General features: G+C 68.2%; 13 protein-coding genes. 5 read left to right on the plus strand and 8 right to left on the minus strand.

Going from position 1 to position 14,337, the window contains the following annotated elements; all coding sequences use genetic code 11:
* Positions 1-67: 67 nt before the first annotated feature.
* Positions 68-844 (minus strand): class I SAM-dependent methyltransferase, encoded by a 777-nt coding sequence (locus tag ACFWUU_RS24925; RefSeq protein WP_380178657.1) that lies wholly within the window; start codon positions 842-844, stop codon positions 68-70.
* A 108-nt stretch (positions 845-952) separates the two neighbouring features.
* Between ACFWUU_RS24925 and ACFWUU_RS24930 the strand changes: the two genes are divergently transcribed.
* The 3 genes from ACFWUU_RS24930 to ACFWUU_RS24940 all read left to right on the plus strand — a co-directional run bounded on the left by ACFWUU_RS24930 (position 953) and on the right by ACFWUU_RS24940 (position 5,974).
* Positions 953-2,710 (plus strand): chitinase, encoded by a 1,758-nt coding sequence (locus tag ACFWUU_RS24930; protein WP_380178659.1) that lies wholly within the window; start codon positions 953-955, stop codon positions 2,708-2,710.
* Positions 2,711-2,846: 136 nt separating this feature from the next.
* Complete coding sequence (locus ACFWUU_RS24935) at positions 2,847-4,508, plus strand: FAD-dependent oxidoreductase (protein ID WP_380178661.1); 1,662 nt, start codon at positions 2,847-2,849, stop codon at positions 4,506-4,508.
* A complete protein-coding gene (locus ACFWUU_RS24940; RefSeq protein WP_380178663.1) occupies positions 4,508-5,974 on the plus strand; it encodes an ATP-binding protein in 1,467 nt (488 codons plus the stop codon). Before ACFWUU_RS24935 ends, ACFWUU_RS24940 begins: the two co-directional genes overlap by 1 nt.
* On the opposite strand, the gene ACFWUU_RS24945 is transcribed toward ACFWUU_RS24940, so the two are convergent.
* Positions 5,971-6,873, minus strand: coding sequence for an alpha/beta hydrolase family protein (locus tag ACFWUU_RS24945; protein WP_380178665.1), 903 nt, complete (start codon positions 6,871-6,873; stop codon positions 5,971-5,973). The two genes, ACFWUU_RS24940 and ACFWUU_RS24945, sit on opposite strands and share 4 nt — an antisense overlap.
* A 56-nt stretch (positions 6,874-6,929) precedes the next feature.
* Between ACFWUU_RS24945 and ACFWUU_RS24950 the strand changes: the two genes are divergently transcribed.
* Positions 6,930-7,538 (plus strand): helix-turn-helix domain-containing protein, encoded by a 609-nt coding sequence (locus tag ACFWUU_RS24950; RefSeq protein WP_380178667.1) that lies wholly within the window; start codon positions 6,930-6,932, stop codon positions 7,536-7,538.
* Here ACFWUU_RS24950 and ACFWUU_RS24955 read toward each other — a convergent pair.
* Both ACFWUU_RS24955 and ACFWUU_RS24960 read right to left on the minus strand, forming a co-directional pair.
* Positions 7,453-8,385 carry a sugar kinase gene (locus ACFWUU_RS24955; protein ID WP_380178669.1) on the minus strand — a complete coding sequence of 311 codons (933 nt, stop codon included), beginning with the start codon at positions 8,383-8,385 and terminating at the stop codon, positions 7,453-7,455. The two genes, ACFWUU_RS24950 and ACFWUU_RS24955, sit on opposite strands and share 86 nt — an antisense overlap.
* Before the next feature lie 9 nt (positions 8,386-8,394).
* On the minus strand, positions 8,395-9,015 hold the full coding sequence (locus tag ACFWUU_RS24960; protein ID WP_380178672.1) for a bifunctional 4-hydroxy-2-oxoglutarate aldolase/2-dehydro-3-deoxy-phosphogluconate aldolase: 621 nt from the start codon (positions 9,013-9,015) through the stop codon (positions 8,395-8,397).
* Positions 9,016-9,142: 127 nt separating this feature from the next.
* On the opposite strand from ACFWUU_RS24960, the gene ACFWUU_RS24965 reads away from it, so the two are divergent.
* Positions 9,143-10,933 (plus strand): exo-alpha-sialidase, encoded by a 1,791-nt coding sequence (locus ACFWUU_RS24965; protein ID WP_380178675.1) that lies wholly within the window; start codon positions 9,143-9,145, stop codon positions 10,931-10,933.
* 2 nt (positions 10,934-10,935) lie between these two features.
* Here ACFWUU_RS24965 and ACFWUU_RS24970 read toward each other — a convergent pair whose 3' ends face one another.
* The 4 genes from ACFWUU_RS24970 to ACFWUU_RS24985 are packed head-to-tail and all read right to left on the minus strand — an operon-like array spanning position 10,936 to position 14,337.
* Complete coding sequence (locus ACFWUU_RS24970; RefSeq protein ID WP_380178677.1) at positions 10,936-11,742, minus strand: hypothetical protein; 807 nt, start codon at positions 11,740-11,742, stop codon at positions 10,936-10,938.
* On the minus strand, positions 11,736-12,881 hold the full coding sequence (dgoD, locus tag ACFWUU_RS24975) for a galactonate dehydratase (RefSeq protein ID WP_380178679.1): 1,146 nt from the start codon (positions 12,879-12,881) through the stop codon (positions 11,736-11,738). The genes ACFWUU_RS24970 and dgoD overlap by 7 nt, the downstream gene beginning before the upstream one ends.
* Positions 12,878-13,618, minus strand: a complete 741-nt coding sequence (locus ACFWUU_RS24980) for a FadR/GntR family transcriptional regulator (protein ID WP_137258131.1) — start codon at positions 13,616-13,618, stop codon at positions 12,878-12,880. Before ACFWUU_RS24980 ends, dgoD begins: the two co-directional genes overlap by 4 nt.
* Positions 13,615-14,337 carry an SDR family NAD(P)-dependent oxidoreductase gene (locus ACFWUU_RS24985; protein ID WP_380178681.1) on the minus strand — a complete coding sequence of 241 codons (723 nt, stop codon included), beginning with the start codon at positions 14,335-14,337 and terminating at the stop codon, positions 13,615-13,617. Before ACFWUU_RS24985 ends, ACFWUU_RS24980 begins: the two co-directional genes overlap by 4 nt.

The following is a 14,337-nucleotide window of genomic DNA, read 5'->3' on the forward strand; positions in this document are numbered from 1 at the left end:
TGCCAATCCGTGGCTCCGGCTACACGGTTTTGGCTGACACTGGCCGCTGGCGAAAATCTGCCAACGATCAGCGGGTGGCAGTCGCCAACAGGTACTGCGCGGGCAGGCGGACCTGGCCGGTTGTGTCGGTCCAGTTGTCATCGAGCGTCTGGAGGAAACGGGCTCGTACGTCGTCGAGACGGCCCGCTTGTTCCAGGATGGGGAAGGTCGTGACACCGAGTGGGTGGTTGGCGATGCGGGTGTCCCAGTAGCTCTCCGCGGACGGCGTGACCACCTCGAGCTCGAGAGTGGTCGCGGTGACCTGGTAGCCGTGCGGGGCCAAGAGGGTGGTGAGGGCTGCAGGGTCGTGCCAGTCGATGCGGCCGGCTGCTGGGTTCTGGCCGGTGACTTCCTGGACCGCGCCGACAATGACGCCGACCAGCTTGCCCATCACGCCGGGCAGCCAGCTGGTGAGCAGGATGCGGCTGGTCGGGGCGGCGACGCGGGAGAGTTCGGCGATCGCCGCGGCTGGGTCGGGGGCGAAGATCACGGCGAAGTTGGACAGGATCACATCGGCCGAGCCGTCGCGCAGCGGGATCGACGCCGCCGTACCGTCGACGACGGTCAGGTCGCGGGCGCCGGCCGTCTCCTGGATGACTTCGCGAAGCCGGGCGGCGGGCTCGACGGCGGTGACGCGGGCGCCGAGGTCGGCGGCGAGCAGTGCGACGTTGCCGGTGCCTGCGCCGACGTCGACCACGTGTTCGCCGGGTTTGAGCTGCGCCGCGTCCACCAGCTCGCGAGCCGCCGGCAACAGGTCGGCCGCCGTCGTCTCGTACGTGCCTTGACCCCAGTCGATGTCACTCACGCGCTCACAGTAGGCCGGATCCCGACAGCGTCGGATACCCGCCGCCGGTGATGCATTGACGTGGATTTATGGAACCTCTCTACTAAATCGCATCGTCGAGGAGGTTCCATGCGTGCACGGTGGCTTGCTGTGGTGGTCGGGGTATTGCTGGCGGCCGGTGTCACGGTGCCGGCGCAGGCGGCGAACATCCTGAGCAATCCGGGGTTCGAGTCCGGTTCGTTGAGTGGCTGGAGCTGCTCGGGTGGGTCCGTGGTCAGCAGTCCGACTCGCAGCGGTGGCTTTGCGTTGAACGGCGCGGTGACGAGTTCTGACTACGCCCAGTGCAGTCAGACGGTGTCGGTGCAGCCCAACACGGCGTACACGTTGTCGGGATGGGTGCGCGGTTCGTACGTGTACCTCGGGGTCACTGGTGGCTCTTCTACCTGGACGCCGTCGGCAGCGAGCTTCACGCAGTTGAGTCTCTCCTTCACGACCGGAGCGAGTCAGACGTCCGCACAGATCTATGTGCACGGCTGGTACGGGCAACCGGCGTACCAAGCGGATGACTTCAGCCTGGATGGTCCTGGCGGTACGCCGGGTGCTCCGACCGCTCCTGGTACGCCGACTGTCACCAGCGCGACCAACTCCGCCATCTCGTTGAGCTGGTCGGCCGCGACCGGCACTGTCACTGGTTACCGGGTCTACGAGGACGCCAGCGTCGTCCAGACCGTCACTGGAACGACGGCGACCATCAGGGGGCTCGCCGCTTGCAGTAGCCACAGCTACTCGGTCGCGGCGTACAACAGCGTCGGTGAGTCGGCGAGGTCAGCAGCTACCAGCGGTACGACGGGAGGCTGCACGAGTACCGGGCTGGCGAAGCACGCGCTGATCGGATACGTGCACGCGAGCTTTGCGAACGGGTCCGGGTACGTGCGGATGGCCGACGTACCGGACCAGTGGGACATCATCGACCTGGCGTTCGGCGAGCCGACGTCGGTGACGTCCGGGGACATCCGGTTCAACAGGTGTCCTGCCAGCGAATGCCCGAATGTGGAGAGCGATGCGGAGTTCATCGCGGCGATCCGAGCCAAACAGGCCGCTGGGAAGAAGGTGCTGATCTCCATCGGCGGTGCGAACGGACAGGTGCAGTTGACCACCACCGCGGCGCGGGACGCGTTCGTCAGTTCGGTCAGCGCGATCATCGATCGCTACGGGCTGGACGGGCTCGACATCGACTTCGAAGGGCACTCGCTGTACCTGAATGCCGGCGACACCGACTTCCGCAACCCGACGACTCCGGTCATCGTCAACCTGATCTCGGCGCTGAAGACGCTGAAGGCGAAGTACGGGTCCGGCTTCGTGCTGACCATGGCGCCGGAGACGTTCTTCGTGCAGGTCGGCTACCAGTTCTACGGCGGCGCAGGTGGCGGCGACAACCGGACCGGTTCGTACCTGCCGATCATCCACGCGCTGCGGGACTCGCTGACCGTCCTGCACGTCCAGGACTACAACTCCGGTCCGGTGATGGGGCTGGACAACCAGTACCACAACATGGGTGGGGCCGACTTCCACATCGCCATGACCGACATGGTCAAGGCCGGTTTCCCGGTGGCGAACACCGGACAGACGTTCCCGGGACTGCGCGACGACCAGATCGGTATCGGGCTCCCGGCAGCAGTCAGCGCGGGCAACGGCTACACCGCCCCGGCAGCCGTGCACCAGGCGCTCGACTGCTTGGTGAAGGGCCAGAACTGCGGCGGCTACAGCCTCCGCGGCGGCGCTTCACCGGGCTTCCGGGGGCTGATGACGTGGTCGATCAACTGGGACCACTACTACAACTGGGAGTTCCAGAACAACCACGCGCCGTACCTCGACGCCCTCCCCTGACGGGTCGTTCCGCGGGCCCCACAGAGCCCACGGATCCCCGGACGAGCCGATCCGGTCCGCGTCAGCCCCCGCGGACCGGATTCGGCCTGTGGATGAACGATCCCGATTTGTGCGCTTCCGCTGGTATGAAGGAGGCATGACAGCGTCAACGACCCGCGCGGTGATCCTCACCGTGGACGACGATCCCGGTGTTTCCCGGTCAATCGCCCGTGACCTCCGCCGTCGGTACGGCGAGGATCACCGCATCGTCCGGGCGGAGAACCCGGCGCAGGCGCTCGACGCGCTGAAGGAGCTGAAGCTCCGCGGTGAGCCCGTCGCCCTGCTGCTGGCCGACTACCGGATGCCCCAGATGTCCGGCATCGAGTTCCTCGAGGCCGCGATGGACCTGTTCCCCCTCGCCCGCCGCGTGCTGCTGACGGCGTACGCCGACACCGACGCGGCGATCCAGGCCATCAACGTGGTCGACCTCGACCACTACCTGCTCAAGCCGTGGAACCCGCCGGAGGAGAAGCTGTATCCGGTGGTCGACGCGATGCTCGACCTGTGGAAGTCGACCCCGGAGCCGTCCGGTGACGAGACCCGGGTGATCGGTCACCGTTGGTCGGCGCCGTCGTTCGCGGCCCGCGACTTCCTCGCCCGGAACGCCGTGCCGTACCGATGGCTCAATGTCGACGACGAAGAGGCGAAGCGTCTCCTCGACGCCGCGGAGGTCGACGGCTCGACGCTGCCGGTAGTGATCACAGCTGATGGCACCGTGATGGTCGCACCGACCGAGGTCGAGCTGGCGAACAAGGTCGGTCTGTCCACGGCGCCGGCCAAGGACTTCTACGACCTGGTCGTGGTCGGCGGCGGTCCGGCCGGGCTCGGAGCTGCGGTGTACGGCGCCAGCGAGGGCCTGCGGACCGTGCTCGTCGAGCAGCTGGCGACCGGTGGCCAGGCCGGACAGTCCAGCCGCATCGAGAACTACCTGGGCTTTCCCGACGGAGTGTCCGGTGCACAGCTCACGGACCGGGCCCGGCGGCAGGCCGTCCGGTTCGGGGCCGAGTTGCTGACGACCCGGCAGGTTGTCGGGCTGGAAACGCTCGGCAACGCCCGGCAGTTGCGGTTCGCCGACGGCAGTGAGATCTCTGCGCACTCGGTGATCCTGGCGACCGGCGTCTCCTACCGGACGCTCCAGGCGCCGGGCGTCGACGATCTGTGCGGTCGCGGGATCTACTACGGCTCGGCGACGACCGAGGGACCGGCGTGCGCCGGTTCGGAGGTCTACATCATCGGCGGCGCCAACTCGGCCGGCCAGGCCGCGGTCTATTTCGCCAGGTATTCGAAACGCGTGCATATGCTGGTAAGAGGACCATCGCTCACCGCGACGATGTCGTCGTACCTCATCGACCAGATCGAGGGGATCGACAACATCGAGGTGCATACCTGCACGCAGGTCGTTGCCTGCAAGGGCTCGGAGCACCTGGAGTGTCTCACCCTGCTGAACAGCGAGACCGGGGAGAGCCACGACGTGGACACGGAATGGATGTTCGTGTTCATCGGCGCGGCTCCTCGGACGGACTGGCTGCCCGGTGACCTGCTCCGCGACGAGCGAGGCTTCGTCCTCACCGGACCGGACCTGCCCGGCAGACCGCCGGGCTGGCCGCTGGAGCGGGAGCCGTACCACCTGGAGACGAGCATGCCCGGCGTGTTCGCCGCGGGTGATGTGCGGGCCGAGTCGGTGAAGCGGGTCGCCTCGGCGGTCGGCGACGGAGCGATGGCCGTGACACTGGTGCACCGATACCTGGAGATGCTCTGATGACTGATCAAGCTGTGGAGCCGCGGCGGCTGACTCCCGACGAGCTGCGCACGCTGTTCCTCTTCGAGAGCCTCACCGACGAGCAGCTGCAATGGCTGTCCGAGGCCGGGTACGTCGAGAGCTGGGACGACGGGATCGTCTTCAACGAGGGGGACGAGGCGACCTGCTGCTACGTCCTGATCACCGGGGAGATCCGGCTCTGCAAGCTGTCGCACGGTGAGCTCGTCGAGATCAACCGGACCGGCCAGCGCGGGGTGTACTCGGGCGCGTTCAACGCGTTCTTCGGCGCCAACGACCACAAGTCGTACACCGCGACGATGCAGGTGACCCAGCCGTCGGAGTTCTTCGTCATCAGCGCCGAGACGATGGCGACGATGATGAACACCTGGTTCCCGATGGCGGTGCACCTGATCGAGGGCTTCGTGATGGGTATGCGCCGGACCAACGAGACGCTGGGGGAGCGCGAGCGGTTGCTCGCCCTCGGTTCGTTGTCCGCCGGCCTGACCCACGAGCTGAACAACCCGGCCGCCGCGGCGGTCCGGGCCGCGGCCACTCTGCGGCAGCGGGTCTCCGGGATGCGGTCGAAGCTGGCCATGCTCGCCGACGGCACGCTGGACGCGACCAAGCTGCACCAGATCGTCGCGCTCCAGGACGACGCGGTCGAGCGGCTCGACAAGAACAAGGACAAAGACGTCCCGCCGATGGAGCTGTCCGACCGCGAGGACGCGCTGACCGACTGGCTGGACGACCACGACGTCCAGGCCAGCTGGGACATCGCGCCGGTGCTGGCGGCGGCCGGGCTGGACGTGCCGTGGATGGAGGAGGTGCTGACGGCCGTCGGCCCGAAGTACCTCGAGGGCGCGGTGCGGTGGTTGATGTACACGATCGACACCGAGTCGCTGATGAACGAGATCGACGACTCGGTCACGCGCATCTCGACACTCGTTGGTGCTGCCAAGCAGTACTCGCAGATCGACCGCGCGCCGTACCAGACCGTCGACCTGCGGGAGTTGCTGAAGTCGACGCTGGTGATGATGTCGGGCAAGTTGCAGGGGTACGAGGTGGTGAAGGACTTCGATCCCGACCTGCCGCAGATCCCGGCGTACGCCGCCGAGCTCAACCAGGTGTGGACGAACATCATCGACAACGCGGTCAGCGCGATGGGCGGATCCGGGACGCTGACGATCCGGACCCGGAAGGACGGCGCCTACGCGGTCGTCGAGATCGGCGACACCGGCCCGGGGATCCCGGAGGAGATCCGGCGGCGGATCTTCGAGCCGTTCTTCACCACCAAGCCGATCGGCGAGGGCACCGGTCTGGGCCTCGACATCTCCTGGCGGATCGTGGTGAAGAAGCACCACGGCGACCTGCGGGTGGAGTCGGAACCCGGTCGGACGGTGTTCAAGATCGTGCTTCCGCTCGATCCCGAGCGTGAGCTGGAGTCCGACCCGGCGCTGCTTGCTTAAGGCAACCAGTCGACGATGGTGCTGACGGCTACCGGGTCCACATTCCGGGGGACCTGGTAGTCGGCCATCGTCGACGGACCGCTGCCGGCGAAGAACAGATGGTTGTCGGCGTCGAGGATCTTGACGGTGGCGTTGGGTAAGCCGTCGCGCCAGGCGGGGAGGTCGTCGGCGACGGTGACCTGGTAGTCGCGACCGCCTTGCAGGATGAGGATCGGTACGTCGAGCTTCGCCGCGGTGGCGACCGGGTCGTACTCGCGAAGGTCCAGCCAGAACGACGCCGGCATACCGAACGGCAGGTCCGCCGACGGAGTCTGATGGGAGAGGCCGGGGCTGTCGACGACGGACGCCTGCCGCTCGAAGAGCGCGACAGTCTCGGGCGGGACCGCCCCGGTTTCGGCGAGGTACTTCATCACGCGGACGGCGGAGTGGTGCATGGGCTGCGTGTCGCCGGCCATGATCACCAGGCCGGCGACCAACGGCTCCTCGGCTGCGATCTTCGGTGCGACCTTGCCGCCCATGCTGTGGCCGACGAGGAACACCCGGTCGACGTGTTCGGCCAGCTTGCGTACAGCGGCGGTCGCGTGCGGCACGTATTCCGCGGTCATCGTGTAGCCGGACGTTGCCATCGCTTCGGGACGGTTCGCGGTCAGCTTGTCGAAGCGCAGTGCGGCGATGCCCTGCGTGGCCAGGCCCCAGGCGAGATCCTTCAACGGCTTGTTCGGTCCGCTGGTCTCGTCGCGGTCGAACGGGCCGCCGCCGGCCAGCAGCACGACGCCGACGGACGGGTGGCGAGGGAGCGTGAGGGTGCCAGGCGCCATCTGGCCGGCCGCTTCGAGGACGAGGTCCTGCTCGGTGAAGGCGGTCGGATCGGCGTACGGCGGGGGAGTCCAGGCGGTCATCGTCACTACCTTTCTCAGTGTTTGAGAAAGGTATCACGGCGTGAGATTGTTCTGCCATGGATCCTTTGGAGCTGCTGGGACATCCGGTGCGGTTGCGGATCGTCCACGCGCTGCGCGGCGGCCGGGAGCTGACGACCGGCGAGCTGGGCGAGCGGATCGCCGACGTTTCGAAGGCGACGCTGTACCGCCACGTCGAGCTGCTCGCCGAGGGCGGCATCCTCGAGGTCGCGGAGGAACGCCGGGTCCGCGGCGCGGTCGAACGCCGCTTCCGCCTACGCCAGGAGCGTGCGTCGATCACACCGGAGCAGCTCGAGCAGCTGACCACCGACGATCACCGGCGCGCCTTTGCCGTCGCGATGGCCGCGCTGGTGGCCGAGTTCAACACGTACCTCGACCACGAGGACGCGGATCCGCTCACGGATCTCGTGGGCTACCGCCAGCACGGCATCTGGCTCAGCGAGGATGAGCTACACCAACTGATCGAGGGCATGCGGTCAGCGATCCTGCCGGCTCTGTCGAACGAAGCTGCCCCGGGCCGATCGCGGTACCTGCTCAGCCCCATTCTCTTTCCCGCGAGGACTAGCGAAGCGCGGTGCCCTGGCTGTGAGCCAGCAGGGTCAGGTCGGTGCGGGTCGGGAGGGATTCCCAGTCGCCGTACGCCGTGACGCAGAAGGCGCCCGAGGTGGTGGCGCGTTCGAGGCGGGCTTCTACGGGTAGTCCGTCGAGGGTGGCCGAGAGGTAGCCGGAGACGAAGGCGTCGCCGGCGCCGATGCTGTCGATGACGGTGACCGGCAGGGCGGGGCGGTGGATGGTGCCTTCGGCGGAGTGTGCCCAGGCGCCCTTGCCGCCGGCGGTGACGATGACCTGGCCGACGGACTGGAGCAGGTCGGCGATCGGGTCGGAGGCGTCGGTGAGGAGATCCAGTTCGTCGTCCGAGGCGAAGATCGTGTCGACGTGGGGAAGGAGTTCGCGGATGGCGGCGGCCGCTTCAGGGCGGGACCAGAGGCGGGCGCGGTAGTTCACGTCCAGTGAGACCTGAGTGCCTGCTGCGGATGCCGCGCGTACGCCGGCCAGCGTCGCAGCGCGAGCCGTGTCGGAGAGGGCCGGAGTGATGCCCGTGACATGGAGCAGAGTCGGCGTCGCCGTAGCAATGGCCGCTGTGGCTTCAGCGGGTGTTAGCGTGGACGCGGCCGAGCCGCGGCGGTGGTAGCTCACCCGGGTGATGTCGTGCGACGGCTGGTCGAAGGCGATGAAGCCGGTGAACGAGTCGTCCGAGAACCGCAGGTACGTCGTGTCGACGTTCTCGGCGCGCAGCGTCCGCTGGATCAGCCGACCGGGCTCATCGTTGCCCACGGCACTCAACCAGGCAGTGTCGTGCCCGAGCCGCGCGACGCCGATCGCGACGTTGCTCTCGGAGCCTGCGATCGAGAGGTGCGCGTCGCCGCCGAGCCGCATCGGCCGCGCGGTCCGTACGGACACCATCGTTTCACCGAAGGTCAGCACATCGGTCATGAGTGACTCCTAGACCCCGAGCTCAGTGCGGAACGTGCTCGCCCGAATCGCGAGCTCGGCCAACGATCCGCCGATGCCTGCGTCGCCCAGCAGCGGCGATCCAACGCCGACCGCAAGCGCTCCGGCGGCGAGGTACTTCGGCGCGGACTGCGCATCGACCCCGCCGACGGCGATCAGCGGTGCGTCGGGGAGCGGAGCGCGGAGCTCACTGAAGTACCCGGGACCGTGCAGCTTCGCCGGGAAGATCTTCACCGCGGTCGCGCCGAGATCCAGCGCGGCGACAACCTCGGTCGCGGTGAGCGCACCGCAGAGAAGCGGCAGACCGAGTTGAACCGCACGATGAGCACCACGCGTGATCGCCGGAGTGACGACGAAGCCGGCCCGAGCCGCAGCGACCTCGTCAGCCTGCGCCGCGGTCACGACCGTCCCGGCGCCGATCAAGATGTGCGGGTCGTACTGCGAACGCGCCTTGGCGATCGCCTCGACCCCGCCCGGCGTCGTCAGCGAGATCTCCAGCGCGGTGACACCGGCCTCGACGAGCGTCTCAACGCACGCGAGCGCGGTATCCGCCCCGTCCGCCCGGATGATCGCGAGCAGCTTCCGGGCCCGGAGTTCGGCAAGCAGGTCCATGGTCTCCAACCTAGGTGATCGATTCAGAAATAGGACGTCCTATGAGCTCTGTTCGAGACGGCGGATCTGTGGCTAAATTACTAAGTGAACAACCGCCCCGTTGTTTACTTTCAGGAGGCATCCGCCCATGCCCAAGCTCAAACTCCTGCTGACGGCGCTCGCCCTGGTCGTGCTCAGCATTCAGGCGCCGCAGGCCCAAGCGGCCATCAGTCAGACCGTGCTGTTCAACAAAGGGGATGCCGGCTACGGCTGTTACCGCATCCCCGCGATCGTGAAGACCAAGGCGGGGACGCTGCTCGCATTCGCCGAGGCCCGGCGTGCGTGGTGCGCGGACTCCCAGGAGATCGACCTGGTCCTGCGCCGCTCCGAGGACGACGGCCGCACCTGGTCGGCGACCCAGACCGTACTGTCCGGAACCGACACCGATCCGAATGCGGTTGCGACCCGCGGCAACCCGGCCCCGATCGTGGACTACGAGACCGGCCGGATCGTGCTGCTGTCGACGATGGATCCAGGTACGACGACCCGCCCGCGGACGCCGTACGTCCAGTTCAGCGACGACGACGGGAAGACCTGGAGCAAGGCAAAGAACATCGGCGACCAGATCGACGACCCGGCCTGGGGCTGGTACGCGACCGGTCCCGTGCACGGCATCCAGCTCACCCGCGGCGCGCACGCCGGCCGGCTGGTGGCGGGCACGAACTACGACAACGGCGCCGGCAAGAACGCCGGTCAGCTCGTCTACAGCGACGACCACGGCGACACGTGGCACAAGGGCGCGACCGATCTCCGGTCGGACGCGACGCCGCAGGAGATCAGCGTGGTCGAGAAGGTCGACGGCGGTGTGTACGCCGGTGCCCGCAACAACGCCGGTACGTCGGGAGCGAGCCGGATGTCCGCGGTCAGCAACGACGGCGGGCAGACGTTCGCCGCGCCGTTCGCGACGATCGCCGGTCTGACCACACCCGTCGTACAGGGGTCGCTGCAACGGCTTAGGGCCGTCGACCAGGGTGACAGGTACAACCGGATCCTGTTCGCGTCGCCGGCGGATCCGGATCGGCGACGGTACATGACGATCCGGTCGAGCTTCGACGAGGGCAAGACCTGGCAGACCGTTGCCGAAGGCACCCGAATCACCAGCGACTGGTCCGGGTACTCCGATATGGCGATCCTCGACACCGGCGAGATCGGCCTGCTGTACGAGGGCGGTACGGTCGACGCGCGCGACCAGATCCGCTTCGCCCGCTTCACCGAGAACGACATCGGCCACCCGGACGCACCCCTCGGCGCGACGACCCCGGATGTGTCCGGGCTGCACAACGACAGCTACCTGCGCGGCGGGCCGACAGTCGTACCCGGCAAGTACGGGCAGGCGCGGGACTTCGACGGCACCGATGATGCGCTCCAGCTCCCGTATGCCGAGGCGCTGGCCGTCGGCGCGGGTGACTTCACCGCGATGGCGTGGATCAAGTACGGCGCCAGCACCACCCCGCAGGCCATCTTCTGGGGCTACAACATCAACGAGTTCTCCCAGTTCTGGCTGCGGGCCGAGCCCGCGGACAGCCGGATCCGGGGCCTGATCACGACCGGCGGCAACACCGCGGCCGTGCAGACGACGAAGGCGTACAACGACAACGCCTGGCACCACGTCGCCCTGCAACGGAAAGCAGGCACGCTCTCGATCTGGGTCGACGGCACGCAGGCCGTAAGCGTCACCGCACCGAGCGGCTCGGTCAGCCCCGGCCGCCCGTTCAAGATGTACGTCGGCCAACGGCTGGACGGCGCCCATCACTTCGACGGCTCGATGGACGAGGTCCGCCTCTACAAACGCGCGCTGACGGCGACCGAGCTCAACAGCATCCGCACCACCAACAGCACGACGGTGCCGAACGCCGTACTCGATCTGCCGCTCGGGTGACATCACACTGGCCTGGCGGACAACGTGAACCGCCAGGCCAGCTCACCACTCTCCGGCACGACCGCGGCGTCGTCCGGGCGGGCTTCGGCGAGGTCGAACACGCGGCCGAGCATCGGCTCGACACCCAGACTCCGATACGGCGCATCGGCCGGGAAGCCGCCCTGGTTCCGCCACAGCGCGGTGGAGACTGGTTGCCCCGGGCAACTCAATGTCATCGTGAGCTCGGCGGCGCGGTCGCGGACCGAGACCGTTGGGCAGTCCACCAGAACGGCTCCGGCTGCGGTGCCGTCGGACTCGCCGTAGACCGAGAGGTCCAGGGGAGTCGGCCAGCCGGCTGTCACCCAGGGTGCGTCATCGGGCCAGGCCCACGGGAGGAGCGCGGCTGCCTCCGGATACAACCTGCATTCGGTTCCGGGTGGCGCGGAGATGATTGCTCCGGCGGTGCAGTCGAGCAATGCGTGGGCGGCCCAGATGAAGCGGAAACCTGGAGTGGCTTCGAGGTGGTAGTCGACGGTCAGTGTGTCGGTGCCGGGGGTGAAGGCGCGGGTGAGGATGGCACCGTCGTACTCGACCGAGCCGTCCCACGGCTGGTTCCACAGGCCGCCGTGGTCGGGGGTGCCGCGGACGGTCGGGAAGCACTCGTCGAGTCCCCCGGCGTCGATGAAGGTCGCGAAGCCGGCCCGGGAACCGCTGACAAGGCCGGGGCCGGGCCAGAGCCACTCCCGACCGGCCAGTTGGAGAGAGGTCCAGCGGCCGCCGTCGGCAGGGTCAACGGTCACGAGCCGACCGGCCGCGTACTCGGTCACCATTCGGCGAAGGAGCCGTCTTCGTGGGTCCACACCGGGTTGCGCCACGAATGACCGATCTTGTCGGCCGCACGCACGGCCGCCTCGTCGACGGTGATTCCCAAGCCAGGCAAGGGATTCCACTCCGCGTGTCCGTTGACCCACATGAACGGCGCCGGATCCACGACGTACGACGTCAGATCGCTCGACACGTTGTAGTGGATCCCCCGGCTCTGCTCCTGGATCAGGAAGTTCGGCGTCGCGAACGACACCTGCAACGAGGCCGCCAGCGAGATCGGCCCGAGCGGGCAATGCGGCGCAAGCATCGCACCATGCGCATCGGCGAGTACGGCGATCCGCCGCAGCTCGGAGATCCCGCCCGCATGTGACACATCCGGCTGTACGACGGCCACGCCCGCGTTCAGCGGAGCCATGAACTCGGCCCGATGGTAGAGCCGTTCCCCGAGCGCGACCGGAATGGTCGACGTCTCCACCACCGAGGACAGGTGCGCCATCTGCTCCGGCAGCACTGGTTCCTCAACGAACATCGGCTGCAGCCCTTCGACCGCATGCAGGATCCGCCGCGCACCGGCCACACCCACACGCCCGTGCAGATCGATCGCAACATCGCGCGAGTCACCCAGCACCTCACGCGCCGCTGCGAGCCGGGTGACGATGTCGTTGACCTCGGCAACCGATGGCGAGGTCTGGATCTGCCCGCTGGCGTTCATCTTCACGGCCGTCATCCCCGCCGCAACCTGCTCCGCGACGGCGTCACCGATCGACGACGGCTCGTCCCCGCCGACCCACGCGTACACGCGGACCCGATCACGGACCCGCCCACCGAGCAGGGCCGCGACCGGAGCGCCGTACACCTTGCCGGCGATGTCCCAGAGCGCGTGATCGAGTCCGGCGACCGCGCTGCTCAGCACCGGCCCGCCGCGGTAGAAGCCACCCTTCGTCAACACTTGCCAGTGCCGCTCGATCTGCAGCGGGTCCTGGCCGATCAGGTACTCCGCGAGCACGTCGATCGCGGCCCGTACGACTTCCGCGCGTCCCTCGACGACCGGTTCGCCCCAGCCGACGACGCCGTCGCTCGTCTCGACCCGGCAGAACAACCAGCGCGGTGGGACGAGGAACGTCTCGATCTTCTCGATCTTCACCGGCGCCGCCGACGAGTCGATCCGCGTACTTCGGTGAGGTCCTCGGCCGCCTTCGCCAGCAGCTCCCGCATCGCGAGCTCGGCGCCCTCAGGGTCGTGCGCGCGGATCGCGTCCACGACCAGCCGGTGGCTGGGAATCGGATCGTCCGACGGCTTCACCGTGTGCACCAGCCGGTCGCGATCGGCGAGCCCGGTCTCCATGATCACTTCCATCTTCGTCAGCAGTTCGTTACCCGTTGCCGCCAGCAACGCCCGGTGGAACGCGAGGTCCGCGGCCGCCGCGGCGAGGTTGTCATCCGCCGACTCCATCCCCGCAAGTGCCTCGTCGAGTGCCGTGAGGTCCGCGTCGTCGGATCGCAGCGCGGCGAGTCGCGCCGCGGCCGGCTCGACGATCCCGCGTACCTCGTGCAGCTCCTCGAGCAGCTCGGGCCGCGAGTCGGCGTCCTTGAAGTGCCAGCGGATCATGTCCGCGTCGAGCAGGTTCCAGTCCGAACGCGGCCGGACGAACGTGCCGCGCTTCTGCCGTGCGTCCACCAGGCCCTTCGCGGTCAGCACCTTCAACGCCTCCCGGACCGCGGTCAGGCTGACGCCGAGGTCGGCCTGCAGTTCGGTCACGTTGATGGTCGCGCCCTCCGGGATCTGCCCGGACAGGATGCGATCCGCCATCACTTCGACGATCTGCCCGTGCAGCCCGCGCGACACCCCGCGCTGAATCCCCGTCACACTGCTCTCCCTCATGCCGAGTCCTTCACCGCGGACCATCCGCCGTCGACCACCAGGCTTGTCGCTGTCACGAACGACGCCTCGGACGACAGCAGGAACGCCACCGCCTGAGCCACCTCGTCCGGCTGCCCGAGCCGCTTGAGCGCCGTTGCCTGCGCGCTCTGCTCGCGACCCTCGGCGTCGACGCGGTCCCACATCGCGGTCAGCACCGGCCCCGGAAGCACGGTGTTCACCCGGATCGAGCGACCGTACTCGACCGCCAGCTGCCGTCCGAGCGAGATCAATGCGCCCTTCGTCGCGGCGTACGCCGGATGTCCGGGCAGCCCGGCGATCGCGTGCACCGACGAGACCAGTACGACGGAGCCGGCGTTCGCGACGAGGTCGTCGTACAGCGCCTGGAAACCGAGGAAGGCCGCGGTCAGGTTGACGTCGAGCTGACGCTGCCAGGACGGCGGCGAGAGTTCGTGGGCCGGCTTCACCTCGACGACGACCGCGTTGCTGACCAGGCCGTCGATCGGGCCGAGCTCGTCGTGGCCGCGGGACCGGGCCTCGGCCCAGGTGTCCGGCGACGCGACGTCACCGACCACGCTGATGGCCTTGCCCGGCAGCTCCTTGCACGGGTGGATGTCCACCTGCACGACCTGCGCACCCTCCGTCAGCGCCCGCTCGACGCAGGCCGCGCCGATCCCCGACGCGGCCCCGGTCACCACGATCACCCGCCCAGCCAGCCGCAC

Source organism: Kribbella sp. NPDC058693, from assembly GCF_042715335.1.
Lineage (GTDB): Bacteria > Actinomycetota > Actinomycetes > Propionibacteriales > Kribbellaceae > Kribbella > Kribbella jiaozuonensis.

What these genes read in the sequence shown, in the direction of transcription:
- ACFWUU_RS24945 (WP_380178665.1), bottom strand. Translation starts at nt 6,873, where the DNA reads ATGACCGCCTGGACTCCCCCGCCGTACGCCGATCCGACCGCCTTCACC.
- ACFWUU_RS24955 (WP_380178669.1), bottom strand. Translation starts at nt 8,385, where the DNA reads ATGACCGATGTGCTGACCTTCGGTGAAACGATGGTGTCCGTACGGACC.
- ACFWUU_RS24930 (WP_380178659.1), top strand. Translation starts at nt 953, where the DNA reads ATGCGTGCACGGTGGCTTGCTGTGGTGGTCGGGGTATTGCTGGCGGCC.
- ACFWUU_RS24935 (WP_380178661.1), top strand. Translation starts at nt 2,847, where the DNA reads ATGACAGCGTCAACGACCCGCGCGGTGATCCTCACCGTGGACGACGAT.
- ACFWUU_RS24965 (WP_380178675.1), top strand. Translation starts at nt 9,143, where the DNA reads ATGCCCAAGCTCAAACTCCTGCTGACGGCGCTCGCCCTGGTCGTGCTC.
- ACFWUU_RS24950 (WP_380178667.1), top strand. Translation starts at nt 6,930, where the DNA reads ATGGATCCTTTGGAGCTGCTGGGACATCCGGTGCGGTTGCGGATCGTC.
- ACFWUU_RS24970 (WP_380178677.1), bottom strand. Translation starts at nt 11,742, where the DNA reads ATGGTGACCGAGTACGCGGCCGGTCGGCTCGTGACCGTTGACCCTGCC.
- ACFWUU_RS24940 (WP_380178663.1), top strand. Translation starts at nt 4,508, where the DNA reads ATGACTGATCAAGCTGTGGAGCCGCGGCGGCTGACTCCCGACGAGCTG.
- ACFWUU_RS24980 (WP_137258131.1), bottom strand. Translation starts at nt 13,618, where the DNA reads ATGAGGGAGAGCAGTGTGACGGGGATTCAGCGCGGGGTGTCGCGCGGG.
- ACFWUU_RS24960 (WP_380178672.1), bottom strand. Translation starts at nt 9,015, where the DNA reads ATGGACCTGCTTGCCGAACTCCGGGCCCGGAAGCTGCTCGCGATCATC.